This window comes from Centipeda artemidis DSM 19719 (genome assembly GCF_000426665.1).
In the GTDB taxonomy this organism is placed as follows: Bacteria; Bacillota; Negativicutes; order Selenomonadales; family Selenomonadaceae; genus Centipeda; species Centipeda artemidis.
Genome location: NZ_AUFU01000015.1, coordinates 14,970 through 31,920, shown reverse-complemented (window position 1 = coordinate 31,920; position 16,951 = coordinate 14,970). Strand labels below are relative to the sequence as shown.

Sequence of the window (16,951 nt, the reverse complement as noted above, 5' to 3'; positions counted from 1 at the left end):
TTGAACAAAACGACATCCGAGATGAAGCTCGTTCCGATCAGCAAACTCGTACCGTATGCCAACAACGCACGGACGCATTCGCCCGAGCAGATCAACAAGCTGCGCGGCAGTCTGCGGGAGTTCGGATTTGTCAGTCCCGTCATCATCGACAAGGACTATGGCATTCTCGCAGGGCATGGGCGCGTTGCGGCAGCGCGGGCAGAGGGCATGGAGAGCGTGCCGTGCGTATTCGTCGACCATCTGACCGAGGCGCAGAAGAAGGCATACATCCTCGCAGACAACCGTTTCGCACTCGACGCAGGATGGGATGAAGATATGCTGCGCGTTGAGATGGAAGCCCTGCAAGGCATGGACTTCGACATCTCACTCACGGGCTTCGACGAGTCTGAAATCGCAGACCTGCTTTCATTGGATGATGCAGAGGCGCAGGAAGACGACTTTGATGTGGATGTGGAACTCGCTAAACCCTGTGTTGCCAAAACAGGCGATGTCTGGTATCTCGGAAAGCATCGTGTTATCTGCGGAGATTCCACACTGCCGGAGACGTACGAGCGACTGCTCGGCAGTGAGAAAGTCAACCTCGTCTGCACGGACCCGCCGTATTTTGTGGCTCTGGAAAGTTCCTCCGGGAAAATAAAGAACGACGATCTGAATGACAAGGACGCCTACGAGTTCCTCAAATCCGCTTTTACCGCCTTTCACTCGGTGATGGCAACGGACGCCTCCATCTATGTTTTCTACGCGACAGCAAAAGCCCGCATCTTTCATGACGCTTATGAGGATGCGGGCTTTAAAGTTGGCGCGGGATTGGTGTGGAAGAAAGATCGCCTTGTACTCACACGGACGGACTGGAAGTATATCCATGAGCCGATTATCTGGGGATGGCGCAAAGACGGACGGCATAGATGGTACGGCGATCAGAAGCAGACTACGGTGTTCTCTTTTGATCGCATCAAGGACTCGAAGAAGGACGGCTGCGGTCATCCGTCCTCGAAGCCCGTGCCGCTTATCGCGTATCTCGTCAAGCAGTGTACGCAGACGAATGGTATCGTTCTTGACGGCTTCCTCGGCTCTGCCTCAACGCTCATCGCTTGCGACCAGCTGGGGCGTATCTGCTATGGCGTGGAGCTTGAGGCGAAATTCGTGGATGTCGCTGTCGAGCGATACATTCAGAGCAAAGGCGGGAATGCCGAAGATGTGTTTTTGGAACATGACGGTGAGCGCATTCCGTATGCGGATGTGCCGAAACCAAAGGAGGAAGCATAATGCGTGTGTTTTTGAATCCGGGTCACGCCCCGAACGGGAACCCCGATCCGGGGGCGTGCGGCTATGGACTGCGGGAATGTAATGTGGCAAAGAATGTCGCTGATCTTGCGGCGGACTATTTGAGTGCCGCAGGTGTTGAGGTGGTCGGTCGTCTCCAATCCGACAGTCTGCATGAAGTTGTCTCAGCTTCCAACTCTGCGGATACCGATGTGTTTATCTCCATCCACTGCAATGCGTGCAACGGTGTGGCACAGGGGACGGAGGTCTGGCACTACTACGGCAGCGGCGAGGGGGAGAAACTGGCACAGTGCATCCAGAGCCAAATTGTGGATGCGCTCGGAACTGTGGATCGCGGCGTGAAGGGGGCAAAGCCCGGTGTCAACGGTTTGTACGTTCTGAGCAACACGGATGCGGTCGCTGTACTTGTGGAGCTTGCGTTTATTGACCATGCGAGTGACGCAGAATTGCTCCGCAGCCGGCAGGATGAATTTGCCCGCGCCATTGCGCGTGGGGTAACGGATTATGAAGGAGCGTGTTGAAGATGAAACTGGAACACATTCAAAATGAACTGAAGAATCATGTGGGAGATTTCGTGCGGACGGAGGCAAAGGAAGCGACCGTCCTCTGGATGCACGAGAAAGGGCTCCCGGCGGCGCGTGAAGTATCGGCGGCATATACGGCGGCACTTCGTGAGAGCGCAGAGAAGGAGACGGGATGGTGCAGATTCCGCGACCGCATCTTCCTGCCGCTTGTCATTGACGGGGCGATCTGGATGACGGGCAAGATGCTCGAGCGCATGACTGCTCCTCATTCTGTGAAATGATGACGCACTGCGGTTTATCTCACTGAGGCTATGGTGTATACAACACAATCCGCTTGCTAATTCTTCCCGTACGAGTGATGAATGTAATGACCAAAGTTCATAAAGGAGGAAACCACCATGAAGGTCAATTACAACATCCAGAAGGAAGAGCGCAAGGCGATGGTCGGGATTGTGGGAAAGGTGCTCGAGATGAAGCCCACCTACTGCGGCGCACCAAGCTTTTCCTACAAGGTCGGTGCGTTCGAAATCATGAAGGACGGTAGCCTTTGCTTCGACGATGCCACCGACGAAGCGACCGTTGCGCGTGTGCGCACGGCACTGCGTGAGGCGGGCTTCATGTCCAAGGGCGGGGAGAACGAGGCTTCCTGTGGGGACACAGGGGAAGACAAGCCGATCCAGACGGGCGTGGCAAACGACTCTGCTGAAGTAGCTTCGACAGAGGATGAGTCGATAACAACAGAAACGTCGGCAGAAGTTACCGCGATGGAGGAAGCCGTCGCAGCAACCGATGAGGATAGCCTTTCCATCAGCCTTCCACGCACCCTTTTCACCGAGACGGCACTGCAGAATCTCGATGCACTTCTTCTGAGCAAGGGACGGCTGATTCGCCACGCCTTTGACATCAGGGAAGCGACCTACACGCTGGAGGGCGACCGCATCACCTTTGCGTGGCTGCACGGCACGATCACCGACGAGACGGCAAAGGCATACGCTGAATTCATCAGCAAACTCTGTACGATGGCACGGACGCAGAAGCGCGTTACGGCAAAGGAAAAGATCGTGGACAACGAGAAATACGCATTCCGCTGCTTCCTCCTGCGCCTCGGTATGATCGGAAACGCCTACAAACAGTCGCGCAAGATTCTCCTGCAGAACCTCACGGGCAGCAGCGCGTTTAAGAGTGGACATCGGAAGGAGGCTGAGGATCATGCGGTTTCCGAGTAAGGACCAGATCGCCGCATTGCGGCAGAGATACCCGAGCGGGACGAAGGTGGAACTCCTCGGAATGGACGATCCGCAAGCCCCGCCGACGGGATCGATAGGCGAGGTCATGGGCGTCGATGACGCGGGACAGATTCTCGTTCGGTGGGAGACAGGCTCGTCACTGAACCTGATCTCCGGCATAGACTCCTTCCGTATCGTGCAGAAAGGCAGCAGATCATGAACGAGAAAATTTTCGCCCAGATCATGGACATCCGCGATTCGGGGCGGGTGAATATGTTCGATGTTCCCGGTGTTCAGCGGATGGCGTTCGAGATGGGCTTCTACGAACTGGTCTGCTTCATCGAGGAAGACCGCGTGGCGTATGTGCGATTTATCCTCACGGGTGAACAATAGGCGATAGTTTCACGACTTTTGCACAGCCTTTCGGGGCTGTGTTTCTCTTGAAATATAAGTGTAGTTTATCCAAAATATGACTTGCTATATTCTGTGTTTAGAGCAAATATGTAAATGACAAAGGGGACAACCTACACACAGAAAGCGAGGAACACAAAATGAAGAACGCAGAAGCAAGATGGCCGCAGACCACCACGATGGAGTACCTCGATGGGATGCGGTTTGGGACGAGCGGCGCGATCCTGCGCTACGGCGAGCAGATCCTTGTCGTCGGGATGGAATGCTGGGGATTCCACGCAGCCGTCTACGAGATGGTCGAAACGCCGGAGGAGACGGGACTGGCAGACATCGAATGCCGCCTGAACCTCGTCGAAGCCGCTACGGAGCTTTTCGAGGACGGCGGGCACGCGATGGCTTGGTGCATGAAGCGCATCTAAGCCGCGCCAAGAGGCAAAACAGCCCTTCGGGGCTGCTTCTTGTTTCAGATATTGTGAGTCGCTGACAGCGGCTTTTTTTGATGGGGGTGATTGCTTGCGGAAACTGACGGACTACACACCGACGAAGTTCATGGCAGAGGACGCGCACTATGACAAAGCCGCTGCGGACTATGCCGTGGGATTTATTGAGTGCCTGTGCCATACGAAGGGGACGTGGGCAGGAAAGCCCTTCGAGCTGATTGACTGGCAGGAACGCATTATCCGAGATATTTTCGGAATTTTGAAGCCGAACGGGTATCGGCAGTTCAACACGGCGTATGTGGAGATTCCCAAGAAACAGTGAAAACAGCTTGCTCTCGACACGAAAATCCCTACACCGAGCGGGTTTACAACAATGGGCGACATTCGCGTGGGAGATACCGTTTTTGATGAAAACGGACAGCCCTGCCGTGTTGTCGCCAAAAGCGATGTGGATGACACCGAGCAAGCCTATCGATTGACCTTTTGCGACGGATCGTCCATCGTCGCGGGAGAGCGACATCTCTGGAATGTGGATCACATCATCGGGAAGCCGCAATCCGTCCTTTGGACAACGGGCGAAATCTATCGCCGAACGATGAGGCACAGAGAAAAATATCGGGATAACGAGAAGGAGGCACGCCGCTCCATTATCCGTATCCCTGTGGCAAAGATGCTTAATTTCGGGGCGTGCGATCTTCCTGTTGACCCGTATCTTTACGGATACTGGCTTGGCAACAGATGTGCCAAAAAACCTGAGATCGCCATCTGCCATAAGGACGTACAGGCGGTTACGAAGAATGTATGACACCCCTTGCTTTCTTGGTGTAAATAAATAATTTACGAAAGACTATATACTTCATTACAAGCTATTCTTGTTTTGCTGAAAACGAAGATTCAACCTTGGTGTCACTGCTGTATTACGTGACAGATTCTCAAAGTTCCAGCCGGGAACTGCGCTATACAATGCAAATGTGCTCCAATATTTTTCATAGGCACAGGGCAATGCAAAATTTGTTCCATCAGATATACAAAACGGTATTATATAAACAATATCCATCCCACACATAGAAAGGAATGCGACGGCATAAGGAATGTCAGAAGGGGAGTCTTCCTTTCGCAAAAACAATGTGATCTCTGGTTGAGGGTTCATCACAGGTTTCGTGGACAGCATATAAGCAATCTTTGGCAGATCTCTGTTATCCTCTTTGTTCATTATCCAAGAAACAGTATTTTCGAACATTTTCATCTTTTCATCAGGAATAAAGGATAGGGCGATTTTTACCAATGCCTTATAGGCTTTGGAAGGAATGTATGGTGTTCCATCTCCGAGCTGAATCAATGGAATTTCTGCCTCTTGTCCATCCGTTTTAGGATCTTTTCCTGTTCCATTTCCTTTTTGGACGATGATGAACAGGTTTTTATCATTGTCGTACTTCATCATACCATTTTCAAATATCAAATCTGGTACACCTGATCGTCCACGTGTTCTAGAGAAGAAAATCATAGTCGCAATCCACTGCCTCAGATGCGGTTCTATTTCTTCACCGAAAAAATGATTGCAAGAGTCACACTCGTAGTTGTTAAAGAAAATATGGTTTCCAAGGGCTAACGGAATCGCATGTGCAGCATCCTTAAACGTAACTTTTGGCTTTGTCCTACCACAAAAACGGCAAACTCTTTTCGATTTTTCTTTCTCTCCAAGATACAGTTTATCTTGCCTACTCGTATAGCATTCAATTTCATACAGATTTTCCAAAGGTGCCAGATACATGTTGAGTCTTTCTCCGAACTCCTTCATGTATTCGCTTATTTTCTCTTCTTCTACCCCCATGTTCTTATAGCGAAGGTAAACCTGATGCCAATCCGCAAACTTTCCTCTGTTGTCCTTTTCTATGCAATGGAGTAGTTCTTCTGGAAAAATATAGAACCATTCTCCTTCACATATATTGTCAAAAAAAGAAAAATATCTATGGATTCGCGGTGGCAGATGATTGATATATTCTTGTTTTTGCGCATGAATCTTATCCATAATCTCTTTGGTCATCTGCAAAGGTAGGATGAGTTTGGGAGTCACTTCTTTTGTTATGAATGGGCGAAACAATACGTTTTCGTTAAAATTTTCAAACGCAATATCAATTATTCGACCCATGGTGCAGATAAGCATGGATATCATTCCTCTCATAATTATTAATGTGTAGGTAGAAAATTTGTGTAAAGCTAGTTGTTTATTCTGCTCGTATAGTGTATTTTCCTTCATAGGCATTTTTTTGAAAAAATCCTTTTTGCTATTTTATTCTCTAACACACGGTGATGGTATCAATATAGGATCTTGGATAAAGGAAAAATAACATTGTTGCCTGCATTATAGGCAAAATACACAGCATTTCAAGTAGTTGGGATTTCTGGTTTTACAAAAATCGCAGGACTTGATGCGCAGCTAAACGAATACGCAATCTGTCGAGAACCGCCTACGGGTGGTTTTCTTGTTTACATACATTTGGAGGGAGGTGATTTTATGCGGAAACTGATGGACTATAAACCGACAAAGTTTATGGCAGAGGACGCACACTATGACAAATCCTCTGCGGACTATGCTGTGGGATTCATCGAGTGCCTGTGCCATACGAAGGGGACGTGGGCAGGAAAGCCCTTCGAGCTGATCGACTGGCAGGAGCGCATTATCCGAGACATTTTCGGAATTCTGAAGCCGAACGGGTATCGCCAGTTCAACACGGCGTATGTGGAGATTCCCAAGAAAATGGGGAAGAGCGAACTCGCGGCTGCCGTCGCGCTTCTCCTTTGCTGCGGCGACGGAGAGGAGCGTGCCGAGGTTTACGGCTGCGCCGCTGACCGTCAACAGGCGAGCATCGTATTCGAGGTCGCAGCCGACATGGTGCGTATGTGTCCCGCACTCGGCAAGCGAGTGAAGATCCTTGCCTCCCAGAAACGGATGGTGTATCTGCCGACGAACAGCTTCTATCAGGTGCTTTCGGCAGAGGCATATTCAAAGCACGGCTTCAATATCCACGGCGTTGTGTTCGACGAACTGCACACGCAGCCGAATCGCAAGCTCTTTGACGTTATGACGAAAGGCTCCGGCGATGCGCGAATGCAGCCGCTTTACTTCCTCATCACTACGGCGGGAACGGATACGCAGTCCATCTGCTACGAGACACACCAGAAAGCAAAGGATATTCTCGAAGGGCGAAAGATTGATCCGACCTTCTATCCTGTGATCTACGGAGCAAAGGAAGATGAGGACTGGACAGACCCCGAGGTCTGGAAACGGTCGAATCCGTCGCTTGGCATTACGGTCGGCATCGACAAGGTACAGGCGGCCTGCGACTCTGCACGGCAGAATCCCGCCGAGGAGAACAGTTTTCGTCAGCTGCGGTTGAATCAATGGGTCAAGCAGTCCGTTCGGTGGATGCCAATGGACAAGTGGGATGCGTGTGCCATACCTGTGGATGCCGAGTCCTTGGAGGGGCGTGTTTGCTACGGCGGGCTTGACCTTTCCTCCACGATGGATATTACGGCATTTGTCCTCGTGTTTCCTCCGACGGAGGAAGATGAGCCGTTTGCCGTGCTTCCGTACTTCTGGATTCCCGAGGAGAATATCGAACTTCGTGTACGGCGCGATCATGTACCGTATGACGTGTGGGAGAAGCAGGGCTTTCTCATGACTACCGAGGGGAATGTTGTGCATTACGGATTCATCGAGACGTTCATCGAGAAACTGGGTGAGAAGTACAACATCCGTGAGATTGCCTTTGACCGATGGGGCGCGGTGCAGATGGTGCAGAACCTCGAAGGAATGGGATTCACCGTTGTCCCGTTCGGGCAGGGCTTCAAGGATATGAGCCCGCCGACCAAGGAGCTGATGAAGCTGACGTTGGAAAAGAAAATAGCGCACGGCGGACATCCCGTCCTGCGCTGGATGGCAGACAACATCTTCATTCGCACCGATCCTGCAGGGAACATTAAGGCGGACAAGGAGAAATCTATGGAGAAGATCGACGGTGTGATTGCGCTCATCATGGCACTTGACCGTGCGATCCGGTGTGGGAATGATACCTCCGCATCTGTCTATGATGAGCGAGGAATTTTGGTGTTTTAGATTATGGTGTATCCGTTTTTCCCCAATATTGTCAACGCGGCGTTGAAGTTCTCCTCCTTGACCAAAATATAATCGGTGTTGTATGTGGATATGGCGAAGATACCGATTTTGTTTTCAGCAAGGAGGGTGGAGATTTTGGACAATATCCCAATGAGAGAAAAATCCAAAGTACCCTGTATCCTGAAAGCCTTCCAACCATCATCGCGTTCTACGGTATTGTTCGGCGTGTCGGATGTTTTGCACACGAGGGATATTTCTTCATCGGTTTTTCCAACGAAGTAAAAGTCCTTATTCAAGTCAATCGTATCTGGTGATGTAACTTTGCATACGCTTAAAGCATAATCTATTTTTTGTAAGTTCATTTTTTTCCTTTCATAATTCCGAAGGAGCGTGATGCTCGTGAATTTCTTTACAAAAATCTTCCGTTCTCGGGACAAGCCCAGAAATCATATCGGCGGCTTGTCCTTTTTGTTTGGCCAGACGGCGGCGGGCAAGCCGGTCAATGAGCGTACTGCAATGCAGACAACGGCAGTCTATGCCTGTGTCCGTATCCTCGCGGAGTCCATCGCAGGGCTGCCGCTTCACGTCTACGCCTACCAAGGGCAGGGAAAGGAGCGTGTGCCGGAGCATCCGCTGTACTTCCTGCTCCACGATGCGCCGAATCCCGAGATGACCTCCTTTATATTTCGCGAAACGATGATGAGTCACCTTCTTTTGTGGGGGAATGCGTACGCACAAATTTTGCGGGATGGAAGAGGACGTGTTCTCGGACTTTATCCGCTCCTCCCGGACAAGATGGAGGTCAGCCGCGACAGCTACACGGGTGAGCTTTACTACACCTACACGAGAACCACGGAGGAGAATCCGAATTTTGCGGACAAGGGGCAGATTCGTCTGCGACGTGAGGATGTGCTGCATATTCCGGGACTCGGATTCGACGGACTTGTCGGCTATTCTCCCATCGCTATGGCAAAGAACGCCATTGGCATTGCGCTTGCAACGGAAGAGTATGGCGCGGCATTCTTCAAGAATGGTGCGCGTCCGGGAGGCGTACTCGAACATCCGGGGGTGCTCAAAGACCCGTCAAAGCTGCGAGAGAGTTGGCACGCCGTCTACGGCGGTACGATGAACACGGGCAGAATCGCCGTGCTCGAGGAAGGCGTGAAGTATCAGCAGATTGCCATTCCACCCGAGGAGGCGCAGTTCCTTGAGACGAGGAAGTTTCAGATCGACGAGATTGCACGGCTCTACCGTGTGCCGCCGCATATGGTCGGAGACTTGGAGAAATCCTCGTTTTCCAATATCGAGCAACAGTCCTTGGAGTTCGTTAAATACACTTTGAATCCGTGGGTGGTGCGGTGGGAGCAGTCCCTGCAGAAAGCACTTCTGACAGATAAGGAGCGGAAGGACTACTTCATCCGCTTCAACGTAGACGGGCTGCTGCGCGGAGACTACAAGAGCCGCATGGAGGGCTATGCTGTTGGGCGTCAGAACGGATGGCTCTCCGCGAACGACATCCGCAGTCTCGAGGACATGAATCCCATCGAAGCAGACGAGGGTGGAGATTTGTATCTCATCAACGGGAACATGACGAAACTGAGGGACGCAGGGCTGTTTGCCGGCAGACAGAAGGGAGTAAGTGATGAAACGTAAATTTTGGAACTGGGTGTGGAACGAGGGAGAGAAGCGTATCTTGCTTCTGGATGGTGAAATCTCGGACGAGACGTGGTGGGGCGATGAGATCACTCCCCAGATGTTCCGTTCTGAACTGAATGCCGCCGAGGGAGATATTGACCTCTGGATCAACTCGCCGGGCGGCGACTGCTATGCGGCGGCACAGATCTACAATATGCTGATGGAGTATAAGGGGAATGTCGCCGTCAAGATTGACGGGATTGCCGCGTCTGCCGCATCCGTTGTTGCGATGGCAGGATCAACGGTTGAGATTTCTCCTCTAGGTTTGTTGATGCTGCATAATCCCATGACCGTCTCCATCGGGGATACACATGAGATGGAGCGAACGATCACGTTCCTTGCCGAGATCAAAGAGAGCATCATCAACGCCTACGAGATCAAGACGGGCCTGTCCCGTGCGAAGATTTCACGGCTGATGGATGCCGAGACGTGGATGAATGCAAAGAAGGCGGTGGAGCTTGGATTTGCGGATTCTGTTCTCTACGAAAATAGGGAACATCTCACAGGCGAGGCAGCAGACGGGCTGATCTTCTCCCGTGCCGCCGTCACGAACTCTCTGCTCTCGAAATTCGGGCAGGGAACACACAATGTCGATGCAGAGCCGATCAAACGACGGCTCTTTTCTATTTCACATTAAGGAATTAACGGAGGGACAAACACATGGATAAGATCATGGCAATGCGCGAGAAGCGTGCAGAAATGTGGGAACAGGCAAAGCAGTTTCTGGATTCTCACGAAAAGGACGGGCATCTCACAGCCGAAGATGCCAAAGCGTACGAGCAGATGGAGAATGAGGTGCTTGCACTCGGCAAGGATATCGAGCGCATGGAGCGTCAGGCGATTCTCGACGCGCAGCTTGCAAAGCCCGTGACGGCAGCGATTACCAATATGCCGGGGGCTGCGCTCAATGTAGAAAAGACAGGACGTGCAAGTGAAGGCTATCGCTCGGCAATGCTCAAAGCACTGCGTACGAACTTCCGACAGGTGGAGAACGTCCTGCAGGAAGGCGTGGATGCAAACGGCGGCTATCTCGTTCCCGAGGAATACGATCAGCGTCTGATCGACGTTCTGAATGAGGAGAATGTCCTGCGTCCGCTTGCGACGGTGATTACCACAAGCGGGGAGCACAAGATCAACATTGCCGCCACCAAACCTGCGGCATCGTGGATTGAGGAAGGTGCGCCACTCACCTTCGGGGACGCGACCTTCGACCAGATCGTTCTTGACGCGCACAAACTCCACGTTGCGGTCAAGGTGACGGAGGAACTGCTCTACGACAACGCCTTCAACCTTGAGAACTACCTCATCGAGCAGTTCGGCAAGGCTCTCGGCAACGCAGAGGAGGATGCGTTCCTCAATGGAGACGGCACGCACAAGCCCAAGGGTCTTCTCACCTCGGCAAAAACATCTGTCACCACGGCGGCGGCAGACCTCAAGGCGGATGAACTCGTGACGCTCGTCTACAGCCTCAAGCGTCCCTACCGCAAGAATGCGGCGTTCATCGTCAACGACCAGACGCTTGCAAGCATCCGAAAGCTCAAGGACGCGAATGGGGCGTATTTCTGGCAGCCGTCCTACCAGATGGGCGAACCCGACCGTCTGCTCGGCTATCCTGTGTATTCCTCGGCGTATATGCCTGCCGTCGAGGCGGGCAAGACCGTCATCGCGTTCGGCGATTACTCCTACTACAACATCGGCGACCGTGGCACGCGCTCTCTGCAGGAACTGAAGGAGCTGTTTGCGGGCAACGGTATGGTCGGCTACGTTATGAAGGAGCGCGTGGACGGCAAACTCGTCCTCGAGGAAGCCGTGCAGACACTCAAGATGAAGGGCTGATAAATCGTCCACTTATCCATTTTATCAGTAATTTCATTGGTTTTGCGGCAAAAGAAGGGAGGTGGTTCTATGCTTGTGCCGCTTGCAGCAGTCAAGCAGTATCTTAGGATTGACGGGGATGAGGAGGATGATCTCATCACGAGCTTTACGGAAACGGCAGAACAAATCTGTACAGCGTTACTGCGCGTGAAGAAGCTGTCCAAGGTTGAAGATCAGGCGATTGTGCGCGTTGCAATTCTCTACGCCGTGTCCTATCTATACGAGCACCGGGAGGAAGCGGATCATAGAGGGCTTGCGCTGACACTCCGGTCTCTTCTCTTCGGTGTGCGGAAGGAGGTCTTTTAGATGCAGGTGTCTATGAGCGAACTGCGTCATCGAATCTCCATCCTGCGCCCCGTGACGGATACGGATGATGAGGGGAATATCCTCGCGCAAACAACGCAGGAGATTGCAAAGGCATGGGCACTCGTTCTGCCCTTTGCCGCAAAAATCTCGGACGGGTATGCGGAGAAGGTGCAGGAGGTAGATTACCGCATCGTCATTCGTTACCGCATGGATGTGCGCGTGACGGATCGTATTCGTTGGGGTGACAAAACGCTCACACCTATCGCGCCGCCGTATCCGCTCGGCGGGAAGAAACAATGGCTTGTTCTGGAATGCAGGGAGTTGATGGAGGATGGCTAGATACCGAGGATTCATTTCTGCCGAGAAGATCCTCTCGGAACTCGGTGCGGAGACCACGGCTGCGGCAAAGGCAGCACTCGCGCACGGAGCGGACGATGTGGTCGCGGAGGCAAAGAACCGCTGTCCCGTCTATACAGGAACAGATAAGCGCGTGGTCAAGGGCGCACTCCGTGACTCCATCCACAAGCGGCCGCGCAGGAGGGATGGCTCCGTTTGGAGGATCGCAGCAGATGCAGAGTCGCAGGATGGCGTTCCCTATGGCGTACTCGTCGAGTTCAGTCCGCGCATCAACCGTCCGTTTCTCTATCCCGCGCTCGACGCTAAGAAGGACAGTATTCGTTCTGCCATTGTTGATGCTGTCCGAGCGGCAATACGGAGGAGAGGGAAATGAGCACGGCGCGGATGGTGTATCAGGAACTTGTGCGCTCGAAGGAGCTGACGCAGCTTCTCGCTCACGGAAAGAAGAGCATCTACCACGGACGCAGTCCCAATGCGGGGACATACCCGATTATTGTCTACACCGTCATTTCCGACGTTCCTGCGCTCTCAGCCGATGGTATGGAGTTGGAACGGCGCGTGACGGTGCGTATCCATATTCTGACGAAGGATGGGAGATTCGGAGAGATTCATCACGCCGTGCAGAACGCGCTTTTGCCACTCGGCTTTGTGCGTGCGCAGACCCAGGAACTGACAGAGAAAGATATTTTCGTGGAAATCACAGATTACAGAACAGCAGTGGAGGGAGAATAAAATGCCAAGTCCAACACCAACACCAACAGGAAAGCCCGCCGCGAATCTTACGAGCGGGCAGTTCATCAATATCCAGAAACTTCATATCGCCAAGATGCTCACCGATGTGGCAGGAGGAGCGGCGACCTACGAAGCTCCGATCCCGCTCGGGAAGCTCCTGCGCAAGGTGGACATCAAGCCACAGACGAATCAAGCGGAGCTTTTCGCCGACGGGCAGTCCGTGGATACAGCATCCAATACCGCATCCTACGATTTGACCTTCGATACTGCCGCGCTTCCTTTGGAATACACAGCGTATCTTCTGGGACACAGTATCGAGAACGGCGTGATGAAGGCGGGCAAGGATGACGTTGCGCCGTACTTTGCTGTTCTCTTCCAGTCGGATAAGCGCAACGGCAAGAAGAGATACACCAAATTCTACAAAGTCCAATTCACAGAACCCTCGGAGAGCGGCAATTCGAAGCAGGAGAGCATCCAGTTCGACACGCCGACGCTGACGGCAAAGGCGATCTACCGACTCTCGGACGGGCTGTCCTACGCCAAGGCGGACGAGGAGGCGGCGGGCTTTGCCGCTGAGACGGGGACGAAGTGGTACGAGCAGGTCTGAGGGAGGTTACGATGGATACACCGATACTGCATATTGCGGGCAGGGAGATCGTGCCGAATCCTCCGAAGATGAAGGTCTGGCGCGAGTTCCTTGCTTTTTTTGATGCAGAGAAACAGGACATGGATCTTGAGGACTTTCTGGACGAGCACGTCCGTCTAATCGTTCTCGGATTCGGACGTGATGATGTCACAAAAGAAGTCATCGACGAAAATGTGGATGTCGCGGATATCGTACCACTGACACGCGCACTATTCCGTTGGATTCAGTCGCTGACGTTTTCCAAACTGGTGAACCTCCCAAACGAGGAGACGGGGAAAGAGGCGTAGTTCTTTCTCCGTACCAGAACTTACTGCGCTACTACGAGCGGCTGCAGTCCGCCTATGGGTGGACGATGCAGGAGATTGATTCACATGAGATTGCGTTCCTGCTCGATCAGCTTGTGGTAACGGCGATCTGCGAAGAAAGATTGTCCGAGCGATTTATTGACGACGTGATGTAGGGAGGGGATAGGGTGGCACAGCGCGGACAAAAGATTGATGAACTCTATCTCGACATCGGTCTCAACATCGCACAGCTGCAGCTGGACTTCGACACGGCGGGCAAAACTGTGTCCGACTCCATCGCGCGGCTGAACAGCAAAGCAAACAACATCCATCTGAAACTGGATGCCGACCTCGCGAAACTCGATGGCGTGGGGACGGAACTCGACAAGATCAAGGTGCGCTATCAGGCGATTAACCGCGAGCTGGACATTCAACGGCAGAAGGAACAGATTCTTGCCGCCGTTTTGCAGTCTGCGAAAAAGAATGATGGTGTGGACAGTGCCGCCTATCGCCGTGCCGAGAGCAATCTCCTGCGGCAGCAGCGCACTGTTGCGCAGACCGAAGCCGAGGTGCGGAAGCTCAACAATCGCCTCAAGGAGAGTGCGGTTCTCTCCGGTACGCTCGGTGGGCGCATCACAGCGGGAATGACAGCGGCACAGGCGGGTGTCAAGAATCTAACGAGCGGATTCAATGTCCTCTCAACGAAGATGGCTGCCGTTATGGCTGTTGCTGCAACAGGCGCAGGGCTGTTCAATATCACCAAAGATGCGATGCTTGCGGGTGAGAACGTCTACAAGCTGACGCAGCGTCTCCACGTCTCGGCGGGTGAAGCCGCTGAACTTGGGCGTATGTTTCAGCTTGCGGATACGGATATCAAGAGCGTCATTCCGCTGATTGCACGACTCGACAAGCAGGTATCCGCTGCAGGAGAGAGCGGGAATGATACAACACGCGCACTCTCGCGCTTCGGCATCGCAATCAAAGATCAACAGGGGAATCTCCTGCCGCTCAACGAGCAGCTGGCACAGCTCGCCAAAGGGTACAAGACCGCAAGCGAGGCTGGGATGGAGGAGGCGTATACCGCCGAGGTGCTCGGTGCGCGTGGTGCGGCACTCATCCCGATTCTTGAACAGTATGACGACCTGATGACGATTTCCTCGCGTGTCAAGACCACGGGGCTGCTCGACCCGGAGCAGGCACACGAGACCTATCTTAAATGGCGTGCGATGGAGATGGAAGCGGGGCAGCTGAAACTTGCCCTCGGTGCGGCTCTCCTTCCTGTCGCCGAGGAACTCATGCCCGAGATCAATGATGGGTTTCAGACATTCATCGAGACGATTCGGGACAACAAGGACGAAATCAAGGATGCCGTTCTCGGATGGGGTGAGGCACTCAAGACCGTTGCAGAACTTGCGGGCTTTGTTGGTGAGCAGATTCATAAGGTAAACGAACACGCCGAGGCGAACAGCTGGCTCATGAAGAATCATCCTGTGGCTGCGCCCCTTATCCCGATTCCGTTCCTCGGCGGTGCAGTTCTGGACGCGCTCTATGGTGATGAGTACAAGCAGTTCCAAGAACAGCAGAAACTCGCCAAGGAGAAAGCGGCGGCAGAGGAGAAGGCGCGTGCCGAGGCGGAGAAGAATGCCAAGGCGCAGGAGCAGAATGCCAAAGCTGCGAAAATCCGTGCGGCGGCAGAGAAAGATGCCGCAAAGACGGTCAGCGAGTCTGCAAGGGCGACCGCACAACTGACGGATAATTTATATACACTGACGCACACGGACATCCAGAACAGCCTTCATGCGTTGGATCGTGAGGCCTTCGACTCCTTTCAGAAGGGGGCAGATCCTCACCTCATTGACGAATACCGTCTGGCAAAAGAAGCGAAGATTTACGCTGACTTTCAGCGGGACGTTGTGGACAAGGCGAATGCGCTCTACAAGACTGATCTCCAAAACAAGCTAGATTCCATCGCCCGTGAAGCCGATGCGTTTCGTCAGAAGGGACTAGATGAAGTCCAAACGCAGAACTGGCTCAGTGAGAGCAAGGCACGAGTGATGGAGCAGTGGGAGCGGGATGTCGCTTCCAATATTGACTCCATCTGGAAAACGGAACTCGAAAATCGCCTTGCGGAGATCGAGCGAGAGAAGGATGCGTGGGTACAGAAGGGACTGGATGAGGTCGAAGCGACACGCTGGGCGGAGAAGGAAAAGCTCGATGCCAAGCGTAATGCCGCTCTGGAAGTCCTGCGCTCCCAGAAAGAGGAACTGCAGGTATTCAAGAAATTCGGACAGGTCGGATTGATGGAGTACCTGCGCAAAAAGAACAAGTTTACGGCAGAGGATCTGAGGCTGACGCCGGAACTCCTGCAGCAGTTCCAAGAGGGGCGCAAGTGGTCGATGGAAAATCTGCTGCCGAATTTTGCTCCCGAGAAGCGTGAGGACAGTTCCCGCATCCGTGTCAACGGGCAGGAGTTTTCGTATGCGGAGCTGATGGGAGGGCTTGGACGGCAAGCGCAGATTGTTTCAAGCGGGGGACAGAATGTCCCTTCATCGAGAAATGGGGAGCAAACTGCGCCATCCATGACGGACAATCGGCAGATTCACATACAGGTACAAATCGAGAACGCTGTTACGGAGGACAACGAGGGGATGCGTATGCTTGCCGACCACGTCGCCGACCGCATCCGCCCTGCCGTTGAAAATGCCCTAGGGGGTGATTCCAATTCATATTCACATTGGTGAGGTCAGAACACTGAGTGTCGAGAACTGGCAGACCGTTCCCGACGATCGTCAGCAAATCATTGAAATCGTCGGCGGTGCGGTGGTTCAGGATTTCGGGCATATCACAGAGGGCGACCGCATTTCCTGCTCCGTTATTGTAACGGCTCGTGACTGGGAGAAAATCAAAGGCTATTGGGACAGCCGCACAATGGTGTCCGTGACCGATGAGGGCGGGAACATCCTGTCCTCTATGCGTGTTGTGGTGAAATCCTACGAGTATATGGCGCATTTCCCGAAGGCATATAAACTGTCTCTGGAATTTTGGAGGGTGTGA

At 52.9% G+C, this 16,951-nt stretch carries 22 protein-coding genes and 1 pseudogene; 21 read left to right on the top strand and 2 right to left on the bottom strand.

Going from position 1 to position 16,951, the window contains the following annotated elements; genetic code table 11:
* The 9 genes and pseudogenes from K341_RS0108860 (at position 1) to K341_RS12625 (ending at position 4,690) form a co-directional block, all read left to right on the top strand.
* Positions 1-1,266, top strand: coding sequence for a site-specific DNA-methyltransferase (locus tag K341_RS0108860; protein WP_026762548.1), 1,266 nt, complete (start codon positions 1-3; stop codon positions 1,264-1,266).
* Positions 1,266-1,805, top strand: coding sequence for an N-acetylmuramoyl-L-alanine amidase family protein (locus tag K341_RS0108855; protein ID WP_026762547.1), 540 nt, complete (start codon positions 1,266-1,268; stop codon positions 1,803-1,805). Before K341_RS0108860 ends, K341_RS0108855 begins: the two co-directional genes overlap by 1 nt.
* Before the next feature lie 2 nt (positions 1,806-1,807).
* On the top strand, positions 1,808-2,089 hold the full coding sequence (locus K341_RS0108850; protein WP_026762546.1) for a hypothetical protein: 282 nt from the start codon (positions 1,808-1,810) through the stop codon (positions 2,087-2,089).
* 117 nt (positions 2,090-2,206) lie between these two features.
* Positions 2,207-3,034, top strand: coding sequence for a hypothetical protein (locus K341_RS0108845; protein ID WP_026762545.1), 828 nt, complete (start codon positions 2,207-2,209; stop codon positions 3,032-3,034).
* Positions 3,018-3,254: a DUF4314 domain-containing protein gene (locus K341_RS0108840; RefSeq protein WP_026762544.1), complete on the top strand. Its 237-nt coding sequence runs from the start codon at positions 3,018-3,020 to the stop codon at positions 3,252-3,254. Before K341_RS0108845 ends, K341_RS0108840 begins: the two co-directional genes overlap by 17 nt.
* Positions 3,251-3,427, top strand: coding sequence for a DUF5049 domain-containing protein (locus K341_RS0108835; protein ID WP_026762543.1), 177 nt, complete (start codon positions 3,251-3,253; stop codon positions 3,425-3,427). The genes K341_RS0108840 and K341_RS0108835 overlap by 4 nt, the downstream gene beginning before the upstream one ends.
* A 158-nt stretch (positions 3,428-3,585) precedes the next feature.
* Positions 3,586-3,864 carry an Nmad4 family putative nucleotide modification protein gene (locus tag K341_RS0108830; protein WP_026762542.1) on the top strand — a complete coding sequence of 93 codons (279 nt, stop codon included), beginning with the start codon at positions 3,586-3,588 and terminating at the stop codon, positions 3,862-3,864.
* Positions 3,865-3,958: 94 nt separating this feature from the next.
* Positions 3,959-4,201: pseudogene (locus K341_RS12630) on the top strand (terminase large subunit); the annotation flags it as partial.
* 57 nt (positions 4,202-4,258) lie between these two features.
* Positions 4,259-4,690, top strand: coding sequence for a hypothetical protein (locus K341_RS12625; protein WP_026762540.1), 432 nt, complete (start codon positions 4,259-4,261; stop codon positions 4,688-4,690).
* A 54-nt stretch (positions 4,691-4,744) separates the two neighbouring features.
* Here K341_RS12625 and K341_RS0108815 read toward each other — a convergent pair whose 3' ends face one another.
* Positions 4,745-6,142 carry an HNH endonuclease gene (locus K341_RS0108815; RefSeq protein WP_037349543.1) on the bottom strand — a complete coding sequence of 466 codons (1,398 nt, stop codon included), beginning with the start codon at positions 6,140-6,142 and terminating at the stop codon, positions 4,745-4,747.
* Between the two features lie 258 nt (positions 6,143-6,400).
* On the opposite strand from K341_RS0108815, the gene K341_RS0108810 reads away from it, so the two are divergent.
* Positions 6,401-8,002, top strand: a complete 1,602-nt coding sequence (locus K341_RS0108810; protein WP_026762538.1) for a terminase large subunit — start codon at positions 6,401-6,403, stop codon at positions 8,000-8,002.
* On the opposite strand, the gene K341_RS0108805 is transcribed toward K341_RS0108810, so the two are convergent.
* Positions 7,999-8,364 (bottom strand): ACT domain-containing protein, encoded by a 366-nt coding sequence (locus K341_RS0108805; protein WP_026762537.1) that lies wholly within the window; start codon positions 8,362-8,364, stop codon positions 7,999-8,001. The genes K341_RS0108810 and K341_RS0108805 overlap by 4 nt on opposite strands.
* Positions 8,365-8,401: 37 nt before the next feature.
* Between K341_RS0108805 and K341_RS0108800 the strand changes: the two genes are divergently transcribed.
* From K341_RS0108800 to K341_RS0108745, 11 genes are all read left to right on the top strand, one after another.
* A complete protein-coding gene (locus K341_RS0108800; RefSeq protein ID WP_026762536.1) occupies positions 8,402-9,655 on the top strand; it encodes a phage portal protein in 1,254 nt (417 codons plus the stop codon).
* Positions 9,645-10,334, top strand: coding sequence for a head maturation protease, ClpP-related (locus K341_RS0108795; RefSeq protein ID WP_026762535.1), 690 nt, complete (start codon positions 9,645-9,647; stop codon positions 10,332-10,334). Before K341_RS0108800 ends, K341_RS0108795 begins: the two co-directional genes overlap by 11 nt.
* A 23-nt stretch (positions 10,335-10,357) precedes the next feature.
* The gene (locus tag K341_RS0108790; RefSeq protein ID WP_026762534.1) at positions 10,358-11,533 is read left to right on the top strand and encodes a phage major capsid protein; all 1,176 of its coding nucleotides are present in this window, start codon (positions 10,358-10,360) and stop codon (positions 11,531-11,533) included.
* 69 nt (positions 11,534-11,602) lie between these two features.
* Entirely contained in the window at positions 11,603-11,878 is a 276-nt protein-coding gene (locus tag K341_RS0108785) for a head-tail connector protein (RefSeq protein WP_026762533.1), read from the top strand.
* Positions 11,879-12,217, top strand: a complete 339-nt coding sequence (locus tag K341_RS0108780) for a phage head closure protein (RefSeq protein ID WP_026762532.1) — start codon at positions 11,879-11,881, stop codon at positions 12,215-12,217.
* Entirely contained in the window at positions 12,210-12,608 is a 399-nt protein-coding gene (locus tag K341_RS0108775; RefSeq protein WP_026762531.1) for an HK97 gp10 family phage protein, read from the top strand. Before K341_RS0108780 ends, K341_RS0108775 begins: the two co-directional genes overlap by 8 nt.
* Complete coding sequence (gp17, locus tag K341_RS0108770; RefSeq protein ID WP_026762530.1) at positions 12,605-12,967, top strand: tail completion protein gp17; 363 nt, start codon at positions 12,605-12,607, stop codon at positions 12,965-12,967. Before K341_RS0108775 ends, gp17 begins: the two co-directional genes overlap by 4 nt.
* 1 nt (position 12,968) lies before the next feature.
* Positions 12,969-13,574 (top strand): major tail protein, encoded by a 606-nt coding sequence (locus K341_RS0108765; RefSeq protein ID WP_026762529.1) that lies wholly within the window; start codon positions 12,969-12,971, stop codon positions 13,572-13,574.
* A gap of 11 nt (positions 13,575-13,585) precedes the next feature.
* On the top strand, positions 13,586-13,900 hold the full coding sequence (locus K341_RS0108760; RefSeq protein ID WP_026762528.1) for a hypothetical protein: 315 nt from the start codon (positions 13,586-13,588) through the stop codon (positions 13,898-13,900).
* 185 nt (positions 13,901-14,085) lie between these two features.
* Positions 14,086-16,638: a hypothetical protein gene (locus tag K341_RS0108750; RefSeq protein WP_026762527.1), complete on the top strand. Its 2,553-nt coding sequence runs from the start codon at positions 14,086-14,088 to the stop codon at positions 16,636-16,638.
* Entirely contained in the window at positions 16,610-16,951 is a 342-nt protein-coding gene (locus tag K341_RS0108745) for a hypothetical protein (RefSeq protein ID WP_026762526.1), read from the top strand. Before K341_RS0108750 ends, K341_RS0108745 begins: the two co-directional genes overlap by 29 nt.